20 protein-coding genes are annotated in these 16,089 nt (G+C 73.3%); 8 read left to right on the top strand and 12 right to left on the bottom strand.

Annotated features, from left to right (window positions below):
• Positions 1-18 precede the first annotated feature (18 nt).
• Positions 19-1,554: a S8 family peptidase gene (locus QIS99_RS14845; RefSeq protein ID WP_282513768.1), complete on the top strand. Its 1,536-nt coding sequence runs from the start codon at positions 19-21 to the stop codon at positions 1,552-1,554.
• A gap of 158 nt (positions 1,555-1,712) precedes the next feature.
• Positions 1,713-2,747, top strand: coding sequence for a CopD family protein (locus tag QIS99_RS14840; RefSeq protein ID WP_282513767.1), 1,035 nt, complete (start codon positions 1,713-1,715; stop codon positions 2,745-2,747).
• Positions 2,748-2,756: 9 nt separating this feature from the next.
• Here QIS99_RS14840 and QIS99_RS14835 read toward each other — a convergent pair whose 3' ends face one another.
• From QIS99_RS14835 to QIS99_RS14810, 6 genes are all read right to left on the bottom strand, one after another.
• On the bottom strand, positions 2,757-3,434 hold the full coding sequence (locus tag QIS99_RS14835) for a lysoplasmalogenase (RefSeq protein WP_282513766.1): 678 nt from the start codon (positions 3,432-3,434) through the stop codon (positions 2,757-2,759).
• On the bottom strand, positions 3,431-4,312 hold the full coding sequence (locus QIS99_RS14830; protein WP_282513765.1) for a sterol desaturase family protein: 882 nt from the start codon (positions 4,310-4,312) through the stop codon (positions 3,431-3,433). Before QIS99_RS14830 ends, QIS99_RS14835 begins: the two co-directional genes overlap by 4 nt.
• Before the next feature lie 137 nt (positions 4,313-4,449).
• Positions 4,450-5,682, bottom strand: coding sequence for an amidohydrolase family protein (locus tag QIS99_RS14825; protein ID WP_282513764.1), 1,233 nt, complete (start codon positions 5,680-5,682; stop codon positions 4,450-4,452).
• Entirely contained in the window at positions 5,679-6,998 is a 1,320-nt protein-coding gene (locus QIS99_RS14820) for an amidohydrolase family protein (RefSeq protein WP_282513821.1), read from the bottom strand. Before QIS99_RS14820 ends, QIS99_RS14825 begins: the two co-directional genes overlap by 4 nt.
• Before the next feature lie 49 nt (positions 6,999-7,047).
• Positions 7,048-7,932, bottom strand: a complete 885-nt coding sequence (locus QIS99_RS14815; protein ID WP_282513763.1) for an SDR family NAD(P)-dependent oxidoreductase — start codon at positions 7,930-7,932, stop codon at positions 7,048-7,050.
• Positions 7,932-8,756: an acetoacetate decarboxylase family protein gene (locus QIS99_RS14810; protein WP_282513762.1), complete on the bottom strand. Its 825-nt coding sequence runs from the start codon at positions 8,754-8,756 to the stop codon at positions 7,932-7,934. Before QIS99_RS14810 ends, QIS99_RS14815 begins: the two co-directional genes overlap by 1 nt.
• 118 nt (positions 8,757-8,874) lie before the next feature.
• Here QIS99_RS14810 and QIS99_RS14805 point away from each other — a divergent pair, with 118 nt between their 5' ends.
• From QIS99_RS14805 to QIS99_RS14785, 5 genes are all read left to right on the top strand, one after another.
• On the top strand, positions 8,875-9,576 hold the full coding sequence (locus QIS99_RS14805; protein WP_282513761.1) for a TetR/AcrR family transcriptional regulator: 702 nt from the start codon (positions 8,875-8,877) through the stop codon (positions 9,574-9,576).
• Between the two features lie 67 nt (positions 9,577-9,643).
• Positions 9,644-10,615: a DEDDh family exonuclease gene (locus tag QIS99_RS14800; protein ID WP_282513760.1), complete on the top strand. Its 972-nt coding sequence runs from the start codon at positions 9,644-9,646 to the stop codon at positions 10,613-10,615.
• 107 nt (positions 10,616-10,722) lie between these two features.
• Entirely contained in the window at positions 10,723-10,956 is a 234-nt protein-coding gene (locus tag QIS99_RS14795; RefSeq protein ID WP_282513759.1) for a hypothetical protein, read from the top strand.
• A 77-nt stretch (positions 10,957-11,033) separates the two neighbouring features.
• Entirely contained in the window at positions 11,034-11,822 is a 789-nt protein-coding gene (locus tag QIS99_RS14790; RefSeq protein WP_282513757.1) for an SURF1 family cytochrome oxidase biogenesis protein, read from the top strand.
• 34 nt (positions 11,823-11,856) lie between these two features.
• Positions 11,857-12,612 (top strand): SDR family oxidoreductase, encoded by a 756-nt coding sequence (locus QIS99_RS14785; protein WP_282513756.1) that lies wholly within the window; start codon positions 11,857-11,859, stop codon positions 12,610-12,612.
• A gap of 70 nt (positions 12,613-12,682) precedes the next feature.
• Here the strand turns inward: QIS99_RS14785 and amaP are convergent, their stop codons facing one another.
• Genes amaP through QIS99_RS14755 form a run of 6 tightly spaced genes read right to left on the bottom strand, consistent with a single transcriptional unit; the run spans position 12,683 to position 15,183 of the window.
• Complete coding sequence (amaP, locus tag QIS99_RS14780) at positions 12,683-13,261, bottom strand: alkaline shock response membrane anchor protein AmaP (protein ID WP_282513755.1); 579 nt, start codon at positions 13,259-13,261, stop codon at positions 12,683-12,685.
• Positions 13,262-13,264: 3 nt separating this feature from the next.
• Positions 13,265-14,023 carry a DUF6286 domain-containing protein gene (locus tag QIS99_RS14775; RefSeq protein ID WP_282513754.1) on the bottom strand — a complete coding sequence of 253 codons (759 nt, stop codon included), beginning with the start codon at positions 14,021-14,023 and terminating at the stop codon, positions 13,265-13,267.
• Positions 14,020-14,370: an Asp23/Gls24 family envelope stress response protein gene (locus QIS99_RS14770; RefSeq protein WP_282513752.1), complete on the bottom strand. Its 351-nt coding sequence runs from the start codon at positions 14,368-14,370 to the stop codon at positions 14,020-14,022. The genes QIS99_RS14775 and QIS99_RS14770 overlap by 4 nt, the downstream gene beginning before the upstream one ends.
• Positions 14,370-14,567 carry a hypothetical protein gene (locus QIS99_RS14765; RefSeq protein ID WP_282513751.1) on the bottom strand — a complete coding sequence of 66 codons (198 nt, stop codon included), beginning with the start codon at positions 14,565-14,567 and terminating at the stop codon, positions 14,370-14,372. Before QIS99_RS14765 ends, QIS99_RS14770 begins: the two co-directional genes overlap by 1 nt.
• Complete coding sequence (locus tag QIS99_RS14760) at positions 14,564-14,716, bottom strand: hypothetical protein (protein WP_282513750.1); 153 nt, start codon at positions 14,714-14,716, stop codon at positions 14,564-14,566. Before QIS99_RS14760 ends, QIS99_RS14765 begins: the two co-directional genes overlap by 4 nt.
• Positions 14,713-15,183 (bottom strand): Asp23/Gls24 family envelope stress response protein, encoded by a 471-nt coding sequence (locus QIS99_RS14755; protein WP_282513749.1) that lies wholly within the window; start codon positions 15,181-15,183, stop codon positions 14,713-14,715. Before QIS99_RS14755 ends, QIS99_RS14760 begins: the two co-directional genes overlap by 4 nt.
• Positions 15,184-15,300: 117 nt before the next feature.
• Between QIS99_RS14755 and QIS99_RS14750 the strand changes: the two genes are divergently transcribed.
• Complete coding sequence (locus tag QIS99_RS14750; protein ID WP_282513748.1) at positions 15,301-16,086, top strand: nucleopolyhedrovirus P10 family protein; 786 nt, start codon at positions 15,301-15,303, stop codon at positions 16,084-16,086.
• The last annotated feature ends 3 nt before the right edge of the window (positions 16,087-16,089 follow it).

The raw sequence follows: 16,089 nt of genomic DNA, 5'->3' as shown, positions 1-16,089 counted from the left end.
GGATGAAGTGGAGACCCCATGACTCATCTGCGCTCCGGACGCCGCCGCCTCGTCGCGCCGGTCGGTCTGGCCGTCGCCCTCTCGGCGGCGACGCTCGGGATGGCGCCCGGCTCGGCGTCGGCGGCAGCGTCGCCGCCCCAGGGCGGGCAGAGCCAAGTCGCCGCGGACGCACCGAAGTTGGCCTATGTGGTGAACACGAAGGCCGACGACGACACGATCGCCTCGGTGCGGAAGGCGATAGCGAAGGCCGGCGGCACCGTCGTCGTCGCGTACGACCGCATAGGCGTCATCGTCGTGCACTCGGCGAACCCGGACTTCGGCAAGGAAATCCGCAAGGCGCGCGGTGTGCAGTCCGCGGGCGCGACGCGGACCTCCCCGCTGCGGGCGGCGGGCACGACCGAGGAGGGCGCCCCCACGTACGTCGACGCGCCCGCGGCGAGCGTCAAGTCGGCGGCCACGGACGCCGAGCCGATGGAAGCCGACCAGTGGGACCTGCGGGCGATCGGCGCCGACAAGGCCGCGAAGATCAACCCCGGCAGCTCCGAGGTGACGGTCGGCGTGATCGACACCGGCGTGGACGACACCCACCCGGACCTCGCGCCCAACTTCTCGGCCTCGCAGTCCGCGAACTGCGCGGGCGGCAAGGCGGACACCTCGCCGGGCGCCTGGCGTCCGTACACGGCGGACAACTACCACGGCACCCACGTCGCGGGGGAGATCGCGGCCGCGCGCAACGGCATCGGCGTCGCCGGCGTCGCGCCCGGCGTGAAGGTCGCGAGCATCAAGGTGAGCGACCCGGACAACGGCCTGTTCTACCCGGAGAGCGTCGTCTGCGCCTTCGTGTTCGCCGCCGACAAGGGCATCGAGATCACCAACAACAGCTACTACGTGGACCCGTGGCTGTACAACTGCATGGACGACCCGGACCAGAAGGCCATCGTCGACGCGGTCAACCGGGCCCAGCTGTACGCCCAGCGCAAGGGCACCCTCAACCTGGCCTCGGCGGGCAACTCCAACCACGACCTGGCCTCGGACTCGATCCTGGACGACTCCTCGCCGGACGACTCCACTCCGGTGGAGCGCGAGATCGACCCGAGCGAGTGCTTCGACGTCCCGACGCAGCTCCCGGGCGTGGTCACGGTCAGCGCGACCGGCGACAAGAACCTCAAGTCGTACTACTCCACGTACGGCAAGGGCGTCGTCGACGTCGCGGCGCCGGGCGGCGACAAGTACCAGCTGCCGGACACCCCGTCGAAGAACGGGCGGATCCTGTCCACCATGCCGGGGAACAAGTACGGCTGGCTGCAGGGCACTTCGATGGCGTCGCCGCACGCCGCGGGTGTGGCCGCGCTGCTGAAGTCCACGCACCCGAAGGCGGGCCCGGCGCAGCTGCAGCGGCTCCTCAAGGTGCAGGCGGACAACCCGGGCTGCCCGACCGAGCCGTACGACCCTGACGGCGACGGCAAGGTCGAAGCGGAGTGCGAGGGCGGCAAGAACCTGAACGGCTTCTACGGCTTCGGCATCGTGGACGCGCTGGACGCGGTGCGCAAGTAGCCCTGCCGCAGGTGCACGGGCCGTCCGGTCTGCGGGCGGCCCGTTTCCGCGTCCCTTCCCGGCGTCCTGCAAAGCTGAGGGAGGCAGCGGGTGGGCGAGGGAAGCCCCGGTGGACCTTCGAGCTTGCCGAGCCCGGAGGTTCCGGTGACGATCAGTCGATGAGCATGCCCGAACCCTCCGTCGCCGCGCGGGACGAGGTGCCCGAAGTGGGCACGGCCGTACGGCGGGCCGCGGTGCGGCGGGCGCTGGCTGTGCTCGTGCTTGTCGCCGCCGCCGCCCTCGTCCCGCTGCTCGGGCCCGCGCTCGCGCTCGACGGCACCGGCGAGGCCACCCCGCCCGGGGCCGGGGTCGTCACGTTGCTGCGGATCACGATGTTCGCCGCGCTGTGCGTGCTCGTCGGGGAGTCGGCGGCCGTGTGGCTGGCGCGGCGGGTGCCGGACGCGCCGGAGGGCACGGCGCGGAGCTGGGCGCTCGTCGCGGCCTTCGTCGGCGCCGCCTCCGCCGTGGGCCTCGCGCTGATCGTCGCCAACGGCAACCTGGTGCCGGGGTCGCTCGACGAGCTGCACCCGGGGCGGCTGTACGAGACGACGGACGGGCTGCTCGCGCTTGCCGAGGTCAACGCCTTCGTGGCGGCCGGGTTCTGCGCGCAGTCGCGGCGTCCCGGCACCGCCACGGTGCCGCTCGCCGCGGTGATCGTCGCGGAGGCGCTGCGCGCGCACCCAGGTCTCGGCCGGGAGGACGACCCGCTGCTCGGCAGTGCGCTCACGCTGGTCCACCTGACGTGCGCGGCGCTGTGGGCGGGCGGGCTGCTGCAGGTGCTGCGCACGATGCGGGCCTGGCGTGCGCGGCCCACGGCGGGCGCCGCGCTGCTCGGGCTCTACGCGCGCGTGGCGGCCGTTCTGTTCGCCGGGATCACGGCCACGGGCGTCTGCTCGACCCTGCGCAAGCTCCCCCTGGACTCGGTGTTCACGACCGCGTACGGCCGGGTCCTGATCGCCAAACTGCTCCTTGTCGCCGTGATCGCCGCGCTGGCGGTGGCCGCCCGCGTCCGGCTGCGCCGCTCCCCCGACCCGTACGCGGCGATCGCGCCCGCGCGGGTCGAGGTACTGGTCCTCGCGGTGGTCGTCGCGGTCTCCGCGCTGCTCACGGCCGTACCCGCGCCGGTGTGGTGGGAACGGCCGCTGTGGGGCTGAGACCCCGGCTCAGGCGGCCGTACGGGCTTCCGGTGCCGTCGCCTGGGCAGGGCGGGCGGTGAGGACGCCACGGGCCAGCAGGTACTGGGCCGCCGCGTACGTCAGCATGATCCAGAAGTCCGGCCTCGGCAGCTGCGGCCACTCGGCGACCCCGGTGGCGATCAGGGTGTCGGAGAGCAGGAAGAGCGCCCCGCCGGCCCCGGCCGCGAGCCCGAGCCGCGCCGACCGGAACGCCATGGCGGTGAGCAGCAGGCTGTACCCGGCGACCGGGACCCGCAGATCCCCCGGCAGGTCGGACCAGAGCAGCGCGACCGTCCCGGCGAGCGCGGCACCGTAGGCCAGGCCCAGCCAAAGGGCGTACGGCCGGGCCGTCCCGTACCGCGCGAAGAGCAGCAGCCAGCAGACGTGGCCGGCGGCGAACGAGCCCATGCCGCCGAGGAAGGCGGGCTCGGCGTCGAAGAGCAGCAGCACGTCGCCGCCCCAGCCGAAGAGCAGCGCGGCGACCAGCATCCGGGGCTCGCCGTTCCCGGAGGCGGCCCGCCAGGCGCACACCGCGTACCCCGCGAGCAGCGGCATCAGCAGCGGCTTGCACACGGTGTGGCCGGGGCCGAAGCCGACGAGGAGGGAGCCCAGGTCGCCTGCCAGGGCGAGGCCGAACGCGGCGAGCAGCAGCCGCTCAGGCCTCACGCGGCGCCCTCCGCGACCGGCTCCTGCCGCTGCGCCTCGCCCTGCGGCGCGGGCGACCAGCCGGGCCCGCGGAACAGCCGTCCGCCCCGCTCACGCCAACTCGCCGCCGCCTTCAGGTCCTTGGCGATGGCGACGTACTCGTGGGTGGCGACCTTGAGCGGGTTGTACGTGTCGATGTTCTTGGTCAGTCCGAAGACGGGCCGGTCCGTCTCGGGCACGAAGGAGCGGAAGAGCCGGTCCCAGACGATCAGGATGCCGCCGAAGTTGCGGTCCAGGTAGCTGCCCTGGGACGCGTGGTGGACGCGGTGGTGCGAGGGCGTGTTGAAGACGAACTCGAAGAACCGGGGCAGCTTGTCGATGCGCTCGGTGTGAATCCAGAACTGGTAGACGAGGTTCACCGAGGAGCAGAACGCGAGCGCCGCCGGGTGCACGCCGAGCGCGATCAGCGGCACGTAGAACGGCCACACGGTGAGGCTCGTCCAGGGCTGGCGGAGCGCGGTCGACAGGTTGAACTTGCGGCTGGAGTGGTGCACCACGTGGCAGGCCCACAGGATGCGGATCACATGGTGGCCGCGGTGCGACCAGTAGTAGAAGAAGTCCTGCGCGAGCAGCATCAGCGGGATCGTCCACCACAGCACCGGCACCCTGAGCGGCGTCAGCTCGTACACCGCCGTGTAGACGGCGACGATGGGGATCTTCCACAGGAGGTCGAAGACGAGGCTGCCGAGCCCCATGCCGATGCTGGTGGCGGCGTCCTTGGTCTCGTAGCCCGCGGCCTCCTCGTCGGGATGGAAGCGGTAGCTGACGATCTCGACGACCGTGAGCAGCACGAACGCCGGTATGGACCAGAGCACTACATCGGGCAGGTTCGGGGACATGAGTGCACCGTAAGGGCGGCCGGGCCGCCTCGACTAGAGGTAGTTACCGACAAGTATTACTCGTGGTAAAGCTCTCCTCTCTGTCGCCCTTCCACACCCGCCGTCCCCTTCACCGGCCGCCCTTCACCGCTCACCGTTCACCACACCCGTACCGACCCCCCGCGCGCGAACACCGGCGACGTGGCGTCGGCGGGCGGGCTGCCCAGCGGTTCGGCGATCTCCGCGACCGTCGGGCCGGCCTTCGCCGCGAGCGCGTCCAGGCGGTCCAGGTCGAAGCCGTAGACGCGGGCCGCGTTGCCGCCGGCCATCGCGGCGACCTCCGCGGGCGGCAGCCCGGCGTAGGCGGCCCTGAGGCCCTCGCGGGTGTACGGGTACGTGCCTTCGTCGTGCGGATAGTCGCTGCCCCACATGATCTTGTCGAGGCCGATCCGCTCGCGCAGCGGCACCTCGTGCGGGCGCATGAAGCTGGCGCCGACGTAACAGTGCTCGGCCCAGGCCGCGGACGGGCCCTGGCCCATCGAATCGGCGAGTCCCGCACCGAACTTGGACTCCGCGGTGCCCGCCTTCGTGGCGGCCGCGACCAGGCGCCCGTGGTAGTAGTCCAGCATGTCGAGCACGCCCGGGATCCAGCCCGAGCCCTGCTCGGTGAGGACCAGCTTCAGGCCGGGATGGCGGCGGAACGCCCCGCCGAAGATCAGGTGCCACAGCGCCCGGTGCGAGAACCAGGTCGTCTCCACCATGAACACCGCCCGCGCCGCCGGTTCCTCGCCGAGCGGCGGCGAGGCGGAACCCGCATGGTGATTGACCGGCACGCCGAGCTCCGCGCAGGCCGCCCAGATCGGGTCGTACACCGACGAGTACAGCTCCGGCAGGCCCGAGCCGGGCGGGGTTCCGGGGAGCAGAAGGCCGCCGGTCAGCCCTGCCGCATGCGCCCGGCGGATCTCGCGTACCGCCTCGTCCACGTCGTTGAGCAGGACCTGGAAGACCCCGGCCCTGCGCCCCGGGGCCGCCGCGCAGAAGTCGGCGAGCCAGCGGTTGTGGGCGCGCAGGCCCGCCCAGCGCTGCTCGAACTCGGCGCGGGTGGGCGCCGGGGCCATCAGGGACGCGGAGGGGAAGAAGGGCGGGATGGTGTTGGGGAACACCACTTCCGCGACGATGCCGTCCGCTTCGAGCTCGGCGATGCGGCGCTCGGAGTTCCAGTTCCTGTCGGCGGTGTCGGCGAGCAGGTCCTCGTACGGATTGACGTACGCGGCCGCCCAGGCGTCGAAGGCGTCGTGGTGCTTCGACTCCAGGTAGGGCCTGTAGTCGAGGAGGTCGGCGCCCGCGTGGCAGTCGGCGGAGATGACGGTGTAGCGGTCCTCGGGATTCACCGTTCCACCCCCGGGCTCGGGAGATCGCGGGCGGTCCCCAGGGTCGGGAAGTCGTGGTCGGTGAGCCAGTGCCGGCCCACCGCGCGTGAGCGGGCCCAGGAGGCCTCGACGGCGCTCTGGTCCGGGTCTTGCCCCAGGTCGGCCGGGGTGGGGCCGATACGCCGCGCTACAGGGGCGAGTTTCGCGGTGTCGAAGCCGAACGCCTCGGCTGCGGCGAGGCCCAGCATGCGGCGGGTCTCCGTGACCGGGATGTCGTGGAACGTCTTCCGCAGCCACGCGCGCGTGTCGGGCCACGTCCCCTCGGGGTGCGGGAAGTCGGAGCCCCAGAGGATGTTGTCGACGCCGATCTCGTACCGCTGGGCGAGTTCGCGGCGCTTGGTGTTGGTGGCGCAGATGAACACCTGCCGGTCCAGGTACTCGTGCGGCGGCCGCTTCAGCTCGGCGAACGGGGAGAGCTTCTTGCCGCCGTGCGCACCGAGGTAGAGCCGGTCCATGAACCAGAGCAGGTTCGGCAGCCACCAGCAACCCGACTCCGCCACCCCGAACTTGAGCCCGGGGTGCCGCTCGAAGACGCCGGACCAGAGCAGGAACCAGAGCGGCCGGGCGGGCCACCAGGTGACCTCGCTGACGTAGATGCCGAGGTGGTCGCCGTACTCGTGGCGGGGCGCGGCGCCCGAGTGCGTGACGAGCGGCATGCCGGTCTCGGCGGCGGCCGCCCACACCGGGTCGTAACGCCGGTCGTGGTAGGGGGCCTGGTCGACCCACATGGACGGGATCATCAGCGCGCCGAGCCCGGACTCCCTGGCCCGGTGGATCTCGGCGACGACCCGGTCCGTCTCGCCGGTGACGGGCAACAGGGCGACGCCGCAGTGCCGTGCTGCGTTTTCGGCGTGCCCGCCGACGAACTCGGCGAGCCAGCGGTTGTGCGCCTGTGCGCCCGCCATGCCGAGGTCGGGGTCCTGGTCGCCGGAGAGCCCGAGGCCGACGCCGAACGGTGCGGCGGTCTGGCTGTCGACGGCGTCCGCGTCGGGGAAGACCACCTCGGCGGCCACCCCGTCCCCGTCGAGCTCCTTGAGACGCTGGACGGAGTCCCAACCGCCTTTCAGGCCTTCCTCGTTGTCGCTGAACCACTTGTTCGCGAAGGCCTCGTTGCGCACGCCGAGCCGCGTCATCTCCTCACGGCGGCGCTCGCGCCCGGCGAGGAAGTCGTCGAAGTCGCGGTGGAAGCGGGAGTCGAGGTACGGCCGGTACTCCTCGGTGGGCAGTCCGGCGTGGCAGTCGGAGGAGATGATCAGGTACGGGTCCTGGTCGGGCATCTCGGTCACTGCTCCTCAGTCCAGTCAGTCAGTCAGTCAGTCAGTCCAGTCAGTCCAGAATGAAACGTTCGAGGTACGAGGGATCGGCGCGGTCGAGCATCGACCGCGAGCGCGCCCGGATCTGCCGGTCGCTGTGCTCGCTCTCCGGGAGCAGCCAGAAACGGCCCGCGCGGATGCCGTCCGCGACAAAGTCGGCGACCTCCTCGACGGGCGTGAACCGCACCTCCTGCCCGGCCTCCTTCATCGCCGCCTCCCACTGGCCGAGGCTGCGGTACGGGGTGCGGCGCGGCCGCTGTTTCGCGTACCGCTCGGGCCGGTTGCGGTGCGACTCCCACAGGCCGGTGCGCAGCATGTGCGGTCCGGGGAACAGCACGGACGCCCCCACGCGCGCGTGCTCCGCCTTCAGGTGTGCGTACAGCGACTCGGTCAGGGTGACGACGGCGGCCTTGGTGACGGCGTACACGGACGCGGTGGGCAGCGGGGCGATGCCGCCGTCGCCCGACGAGGTATTGACGACGTGGCCGGGCTCGCCGCCCGCCAGCATCCGGGGCAGGAAGGCCTGCACGCCGTGGAAGACGCCCCACACGTTGACCGCGAACGCCCACTTCCAGTCGTTGGGTTCGTGCTCCCACATGCGTCCCTCGGCGCCCGATCCGACGCCCGCGTTGTTGCAGAGCACATGCACGGCGCCATAGGTGTCGTACGCCGCGTCCGCGAGTTCCGTGACCGAGTCGCGCTCGGAAACGTCCACCACGCGCGCGTGCGCTTCGGCGCCGGTGGCGCGCAGATCGGCGGCGGCCTTGTCGAGGGCCGTCTCCTCCACGTCCGCGAGGACCACCCTCAGCCCGTCGGCGGCGAACCTCCGGGCCAGCGCGAGCCCGATGCCGCTCGCGGCGCCCGTGACGACGGCGACCTGCCCGGCCCGCAGCTCCATCAGGCACCGCCCTTCCCGGCCGCCGGTTCCTCGCTGCCCTCCGGCGGCCCGTCGAGGATCTGCCGCGGGTCGTCGTACCGCTGGTGGATGTACGGCAACACGGCCTCGGCGGCGACGCGTTCGGCGACCCGGCCCCGCTGGTCGGTGGTCTTCTCGCCGAGGGTCAGCTCGACGAGCGAGAGCACCGGGAGGTCCGCCACCGGGTCGTACATCGACTCGCGCAGCACCACGTCCCCGGTGACCCGCTCCAGCTTGCGCACCCTCTCCTCGCGTACGCAGTGCACCAGGGCCGCGTCGTCCTCCAGGCCCGAACCGTCCACCGCGGGCAGGAACTTGAAGTAGAAGTCGGTCTTCCGGGCCGGCTCCGGCAGCGGCAGCACCTCGCCGACCGCGCCGCGCACCTCCACGAACGCGATGCCGTGCCGGGCGAGCGCCGCGCGTACGACGAGACCGTCGCGCTCGACCGTGACCTCACCCAGCTTCTTCGGCTCGCCGAACACCTCCCGGCCGCCGGTCAGCGCCCGCTCGTGGGTCATCGGCATCACCAGCGGGTACCAGCCGGCGACCCCGCCGTGCGCCGCGGCGACCGCGACGGAGCCCGCGCCGAGCGGATATCCCGGCAGGTCGACCTTGCTGATGCCGGCCCGCACCAGGGGCCGGCCGGTGGGTTTCAGCGGCGGCGGGAGGACCGCGGCGACCGCGTCCGGGTCGGTCTCCCATACGGCGACGACTCCCGTGGACCAGATGTCGGGGAGTTTCGCGCTCGCGCTGCGCGCCGCCCGGATCTCCGCCTCGGAGCGGGCGCCGTACCGTATCCGTGCCATGTCGTACCACCCTTCGCAGGACGTGCTCGACGTGCGCGGTTCTGTAACACAGTTACACCGTGGCCGATGAAGGGTAAAGAGCTTTGTGCTCAGGGAAGTTGAGGAAGTTGGGGGTGCGATGTCGGGTGGGTCCGGTTCCGTACGTGCGTCACTGACCCGCGAGCAGGTGCTCGACGCGGCGGCCGTCCTGGTCAAGCAGCAGGGGCCGCGCGCGCTCACGATGCGCAAGCTCGCCGCCGAGCTCGGCACGGCGGTCACCTCGATCTACTGGCACGTCGGCAACCGCGAGTCGCTCCTCGAAGCGCTCGTCGAGCGGACCGTCGCGGAGCTCGGCGACCTCACCCCGCGCGGGCGCACCCCGGCGGCGCGGGTGGTCTCGGTGGCCCGCGCGCTGCGCCGCCGGCTGCTCGACCATCCGCACCTGATCGCGATGGTGCACGAACGCGGCCTCACCGAGCGGATGTTCCAGCCCGCCGCCCGCGCCCTGGTGCACGAGGTGCACGCGGCGGGCCTGCGCGGCACCCCGGCCGCCGAGGCGGTACGCGCGGTGCTGTTCCAGACCGTCGGCTTCGTCCTGGTCGAGCGCAACCGCGCCCGCGCGCCCGCACAGCGGCCCGGCGAGCAGGAGCTGTGGGACGTGCGGGGCGCCGGCCAGGGCGTGCAGGACCCGGCGCTCGCGCGTGCGCTCGCCCGCGGCCCACAGCCGGAGAAGCTGTTCACGGTCTCGGTACGGGCGCTGGTCGACGGCCTCCTGAACAGCCCTCGAAGCAGCCCCACGACCGGCGGGGACGTGGACTCCCGTACGTCGGGGGCGAGTTGACGGAGCCGGGCGCGAGCCGCGGACCACGTGTCCGCGTTGTCAGTGCCGGGCCGTATCCTCAGGGACCATGCTCGAAGACCGCACGACAGCAGCGCCATGGCCGGCCGCGTACCCGTCGGGGTACGCGGTCGTCGACGTGGAGACCACCGGCCTCGCCCGAGACGACCGGATAGTGTCGGCTGCCGTCTACCAGCTCGACGCCCAGGGCGAGGTCGAGGACCACTGGTACACGCTGGTCAACCCGGAGCGCGACCCGGGCCCGGTCTGGATCCACGGCCTGACGACCGACGTCCTCGAAGGCGCCCCGCTGTTCCCGGAGATCGCCGAGGAGTTCTCGGCCCGCCTGGAGGGCCGCGTCCTGGTGGCGCACAACGCCGTCTTCGACTGGTCGATGATCGCCCGCGAGTACGCCCGCGCGCGACGCACCGCCCCTGTCCGCCAGCGCCTGTGCACAATCGCGCTCGCCAAGGAGCTGCGCCTGCCGCTGCCCAACCACAAGCTGGAGTCGCTCGCCGCGCACTTCGGCGTCGTACAGCAGCGCGCGCACCACGCCCTGGACGACGCGCGCGTGCTCGCCGAGGCGTTCCGGCCGAGCCTGCGCGCGGCCGCCGGGGACGGGGTGCGGCTGCCGCTCCTGGAGTGCCGCCCGCTGACCGAGTGGCAGGACTCCCCCGCCGCCCCGCACATCGGCCGCCAGGGCTCGTACCGCCCGGGCGGCTGGCGCCCGAACCGCAAGCGCCCGGCGTGCCCGTACCCGAACCCCGGGCGGTACGAAGCAGACAAACCCCTCAAGCAGGGCATGCGGGTCGCGTTCTCCGGCGACACCTCCATCGAGCGGGAACTCCTGGAGGACCGCGCGATCGAGGCCGGACTGCACGTGGCGACGAGCGTGTCGCGCCTGACCAGCCTGCTCGTCACCAACGACCCGGACGCGGGCACGTCCAAGGTCGTCAAGGCGAAGTCGTACGGGACACCGGTCCTCGACGAGGCGGCCTTCGGGCAGCTGCTTCGGGACGTCGCCCCGGCCACCGGGACCTGAGCGGACCGTCAGACGGGTGAGTGGCGTGGCCGCGACCGAGTGATTGTCGGCGCCGCGCCCCGCACGCCTGCCCCACCCGCGCGGGCCCGCGTCCCAACCTGTGGCGCATGGCACGTTGCGAGGTCTGCGGAAACGACTACGGCATGTCCTTCGAGGTGCACGCGCAGGGCGCGGTGCACGTCTTCGACTGCTTCTCCTGCGCCATCCACCGCATGGCGCCGATCTGCGAGCACTGCCGGTGCCAGATCATCGGCCAGGGCGTCGAGGTCGAGGGGCACTGGTTCTGCGGGGCGCACTGCTCCCGCGCGGAGGGGAAGGTGGGCATCGTCGACAAGGTGTGAGCGGCCACTCAAGTACTCCGGCCCCCGACGGGACCCCACCCGTCGGGGGCCTTCGCGTGCGGGGTACCGTCGACGTCGTGTACCGCTTCCTGTTGTCCCGGCAGTGGGTCCTGCTCACCCTCCTGGCCCTCGTCCTCATCCCCGTGATGATCGAGCTGGGCTTCTGGCAGTTTCACCGGCACCAGCACCGGGTCGCGCAGAACACCCTGATCGCGGACAACCTGGCGGCCGACCCCGCCCCCGTCGAGGACCTCACCTCGCCCGGGCACACGGTTCCGCGCAAGGACTACTGGCGCCGGGTCAGCGCCACCGGCACCTTCGACGCCGAGCACGAGGTCGTCGTGCGCCGCCGCACCAACGCCGAGGACCGGGTCGGCTTCCACGTACTGACGCCGCTCGAACTGCGCGACGGCAAGGTGCTGCTTGTCAACCGGGGCTGGGTGAAGGCGGCCGCCGACCAGAAGGCGTTCCCGAAGGTGCCCGCGCCGCCCGCCGGCGAAGTCACCGTCGTCGGCCGTCTGATGGCCGACGAGACCACCGCCGGCAGCGGCATCAAGGACCTGAAGGGCCTGCCGCCGCGCCAGATCATGCTGATCAACAGCAAGGACCTGGCCGAGTCCCTCGGCAGGCAGGTCCTCGGCGGGTACGTCGACCTGACCACCCCCGAGCCGAAGAACGGCTCCCCCGAGCTGATCGGCTCCCCCGACCACGACTCGATCGGCCCGCACATGGCGTACGCGGTCCAGTGGTGGCTGTTCGCCGCGGGTGTGCCCGTCGGCTGGTGGGTCATGGTCCGCCGCGAGCGCCGCGACCGGGAGAGCGCGGCCGCGGCCCCGGCCGCCGAGGACGTGGCCGCACCCGCGTGAACGACCCCGCGCCGCCCTCCGGCAGGATGGGGCCATGGATCTTGGACTGAAGGACCGTGTTTACGTAGTCACCGGCGCCACCCGCGGCCTCGGCCACGCCACCGCGCAGGCCCTGGTCGCCGACGGCGCGAAGGTCGTCGTCACCGGCCGGGAGGAGAAGTCGGCCGCCGGGGCCGCGGCGGCGCTCGGCGAGCACGCGGTCGGCGTGGCCGCCGACAACGCCGACCCGGCCGCCGCCGCCCGCCTCATCGCCACCGCCCGCGAGCGCTTCGGCCGCTTCGACGGCGTCCTCATCAGCGTCGGCGGCCCGGCCCCCGGCACGGCCGCGAACAACACCGACGAGCAGTGGCAGTCGGCCTTCGAGTCGGTCTTCCTCGGCGCGGTCCGGCTCGCCCGCACGGCGGCCGCGGAGCTCGGGGAGGGCGGCGTGATCGGCTTCGTGCTCTCCAGTTCGGTGTACGAGCCGATCGCCGGCCTCACCATCTCCAACGGTCTGCGCCCGGGCCTCGCCGGCTTCGCCAAGTCCCTCGCGGACGAGGTCGGCCCGCGCGGCGTCCGCGTCGTCGGCGTCCTTCCCGGCCGGATCGCCACGGACCGCATGACGCAGCTGGACGGCCTCGCCCCCGACCCGTCGGCGGCCCGCGCCGCGAACGAGTCGAAGATCCCCCTCGGCCGCTACGGCACCCCGGAGGAGTTCGGCCGTACGACGGCGTTCCTGCTGTCGCCTGCGGCGTCGTACGTGACGGGAGTGATGGTGCCGGTGGACGGGGGCGCGCTGCGGGGGTTCTGAGCTCCGGGGAGGGGTCGAATTCAGGGGGGTAGGGGGGTAGGGGGGTAGGGGGTCAAACAGGATCAAACCCCTAACTGACCCGCCGAGCCCGGTGCCTGACCGCCCGCATCCGTACCTCGGCGGGCAGCTGCGCAAGGCCCGCCGAGGTACGGGCCTGGGCCAGGGAGTCCGCGGTGAGCAGGCGCAGCGCCACCGCAGGTTCGGCGTGCGGGGCCAGCAGCATCCGGACCCCGGCGTGCGGGGCCGAGCGCCGCCCGGTCAGGCGTACGCCGACCTGCTCCACCCCGTCCAGCACGTCCGCCTCCCGGGCCAGCACGTCCTCCAGCGCGCGCCCCCGCAACAGCGCACCCTCGCCGTCCCCGCTGTCGACCAGCACCTCGGCGAGCCGGCCGCGCCGCGTCTGCGCGACCAGCCACCACAGCGCGAGCAGGACGAGGACGGCGAGCGCCGCGATGACGACGGGCCAGAACCACGGCTCGTCCCGCCATCTGGCCCGGTCCGCGTCGCTCAGCAGGACGTCGTCCCGCCCGTCCCACACCCACCACGACGGCATCGGCGCCCCGAGCCCCGTGGCCAGGACCGTGCCGCCGAGCAGCAGCAGGACCAGGCCCGCCAGGGCGGCGAGGACGCGGTTGACGGTCCGCAGCATCGTTCAGCCCCGCTTTCCCGGCCGGTCGACCCGCACGCGCAGGCCCGGCGCCCTGGACAGGCCGAGCGCGGCGATGCCGTCGCCGAGCACGGTGTCCAAGTCGGCCCGTACGTCGTCGAGTTCACGGAAGTGTGCGACCGCTCGCACATCGACCTTCGCGCGCCGCACCCGTACCCGCACCGAGCGCACGCCCGGCACCTCCATGGCGCGGTCGCGCAGCACCAGGGCGGCGGCGTCCGCGTCGAGCCAGGCCCGTACGTCCTCCTCGCCGCTGCGCATCGCGAGGGTCGAGCGGTGGCCGGGTGTGACGGCCAGCAGCAGGAGCCAGAGGCCGAGCAGCGCCGCGGCGCCCGCGCCGGTCAGCACCCACAGGTCGTCCAGGTGCCGTTCGGCCAGCTGCTCGCCGAGGACGTGCCGCCAGCGCATCGCGGGCCGGTCGGCGCGCACCGCGGCCACGTCGTAGAGCAGCAGCCCGGCCGCGGCGAGGCCGAGCAGCCCGACGACCACGGCGGGCCCCCGGCGCACCGACCACCTGCGCCGGTGCTCGCCGCCCTCCGGCGGGGTGAGGACCGGGGTGTACGAGGCAGCTGACGCCGACTGGTCGAGCCCGTCCGGACCCTGCGCGCGCTTCTCCAGGACGGGACGCGTACCGCCGCCGGAGCCGCCGGAGCCGCCGGAGCCGCCGGTGCCGCCGGTGCCGCCGGTGCCGCCGGTACGGTCGGTGCCGTCGGTGCCGTCGGTGCTGTTGTCGGGACCGCTCATCGTGTCCTCCCCTGCGCCGCCGCCCGGGAGCGCGCCGAGTGCAGCCGCTCCACCAGGACAGTCACCTCGGGCACCGTCATCCCCGTCAACTCCCCTACCCGCTCGGCGACTTGACGACGCACGGCGCCGCACCGGCCGCCGATGTCGCAGGGGTAGTCGAGGTCGAGGCTGATGCGGACGTGGGCACTGCCGCGGTACACGGTGACGTTGGCCCGGGGGGCGTCGCCCTCCTCGGGCACGCCGGTGCGCAGCGCCTCGCGGGCCGCGCGGGCGGCGATCTTCGCGACGACCCGGTCGGCGATCCGGGTCGCCCCGCGCTCGCCCGGCTCGATCGCCGCCACCGTCATCAGCGCCGCCGTTCGCCGCGCGCCTCGCCCCGGCCGCGGAAGAGGCCGCCGGGCTCCAGGTCCCCGTCGGCGTACCGCCCCACGAGGAAGCCGACCGCGCCGAGCGCGGCCACCAGGAGGAACGCGCCGAAGCCGCCGAAGTACGCGGCGAAGCCGAGTCCCATGCCGGCCAGGAGGCCGGCCAACGCCATGCTCATCGCACGCTCCTCGCGCCGGCCACGGGGCCGGTCGTCACGTCGGTCGTCAGGTCCGTGGTCAGGTCCGTGGTCAGGTCCGTGGTCAGGTCCGTGGTCAGGTCCGTGGTCAGGTCCGTGGTCACGTCGGTCGTCGGATCCGGGGCTCTCATTGGATCCGGGACTCCGGCTCGTCCTCTTCCTCGTCCGGCAGCTTCACGTCGCCGACGGCGATGTTGACCTCCACGACCTCCAGGCCGGTCATCCGCTCCACGGCGGTGATCACGTTCTCCCGTACGCCGCGGGCGACGTCGGCGATGGGCACGCCGTACTCGACGACGATGTCCAGGTCGAGTGCCGTCTGCACCTCGCCGACCTCGGCCTTCACACCGCGGGTCACGGTCTTGGCGCCACCGGGCACCTTGTCGCGCACGGCGCCGAAGGTACGGGAGATCCCGGTGCCCATGGCGTGCACGCCGGGCACCTCACGGGCCGCGAGCCCGGCGATCTTCTCGACGACGCCGTCGGCGATGGTGGTGCGGCCCCGGCTGCCGGGGTCACCGCCGCCGCGTCTGGACTGGCCCCCGCCCTCCGTCGCCCGTACGGCCCCCGGCTTGCCTCGCTCTTCGGTGTCGGTCATCGCGTCCGTCCCAATCGAAGGGGGTGATGCGTGAGGGAGCTTGGGTGATGCGCTCCTTTTGCCCACATTAAGTGCGGTTGGGCGACTCCGCGCCAGGGGATGCGGCACGCTGGTGCCATGACGGCTGACCGGTCGACGGACGGAAGGGCGCACTCCGCGGTGTCGCGGGCGCATGCGGTACGCGAACAGCTCCGCCTCGGACGGCTGCTGCCGCTCGGCGAGGCGGCGGACGGCGCGTGGATCGCGGAGCGCGCGGCGGCCCGGGTGCTGCGCCCGGCGGCCGCCTCGGTCGCGGGGGTACGGGTGGACGCGCTGCGGCTCGCGCTCGCGGACCCGGGCGCGGCGGGCGAACCGGCCGTCCCGGCCCCGCCGAGCGCCCTGCCGCCGGGGCCGCTGCGCATCACGGCGGAGCTGGCGGCGACGGCGGACGAGCCGTTGCCGTCGACGGCGGCACGGGTGCGTGCGGCGCTGTCGACGGCGGCGGTGGAGCGGCTCGGCCTGGTGGTGGCGGAGGTGGACCTGCGGGTGACGGAACTCCTGGACGCGGCGCCTCCGCCGTCGCACCCGCACCCACCCTCCGGCTCCGACTCCGGCTCCGACTCCGGCTCCGACTCCGGCTCCGGCTCCGGCTCCGACGAGGACGCCCCGCCGCCCGCCGCGCCCTCGGGGGACGAGGGTGCGACGGCGGCGGTCCGGGCGGTGCCGGGCGTGGTGGACGTACGGGTCCTGCGCTCACCGCGTCTGCGGGTCGAGCTGACGGTGGCTGCGGACCACCGGCCCCTGGACGTGGTGCGGGCGGTACGGGCGGCGGCCGGGGAGGCGGCGGTCGGCGGGGAGGCGGCAGCGTCCGGGGAGACGGCAGCGGTCGGGGAGGCGGCGGTGGTCGTGACGGCGGTGGCGTGACGT

The sequence above is a fragment of the Streptomyces solicavernae genome, from assembly GCF_029968095.1.
Taxonomy (GTDB): domain Bacteria; phylum Actinomycetota; class Actinomycetes; order Streptomycetales; family Streptomycetaceae; genus Streptomyces; species Streptomyces solicavernae.
The sequence above is the reverse complement of the archived record's forward strand: the minus strand, read 5'-3'. Positions and strand labels throughout refer to the sequence as shown.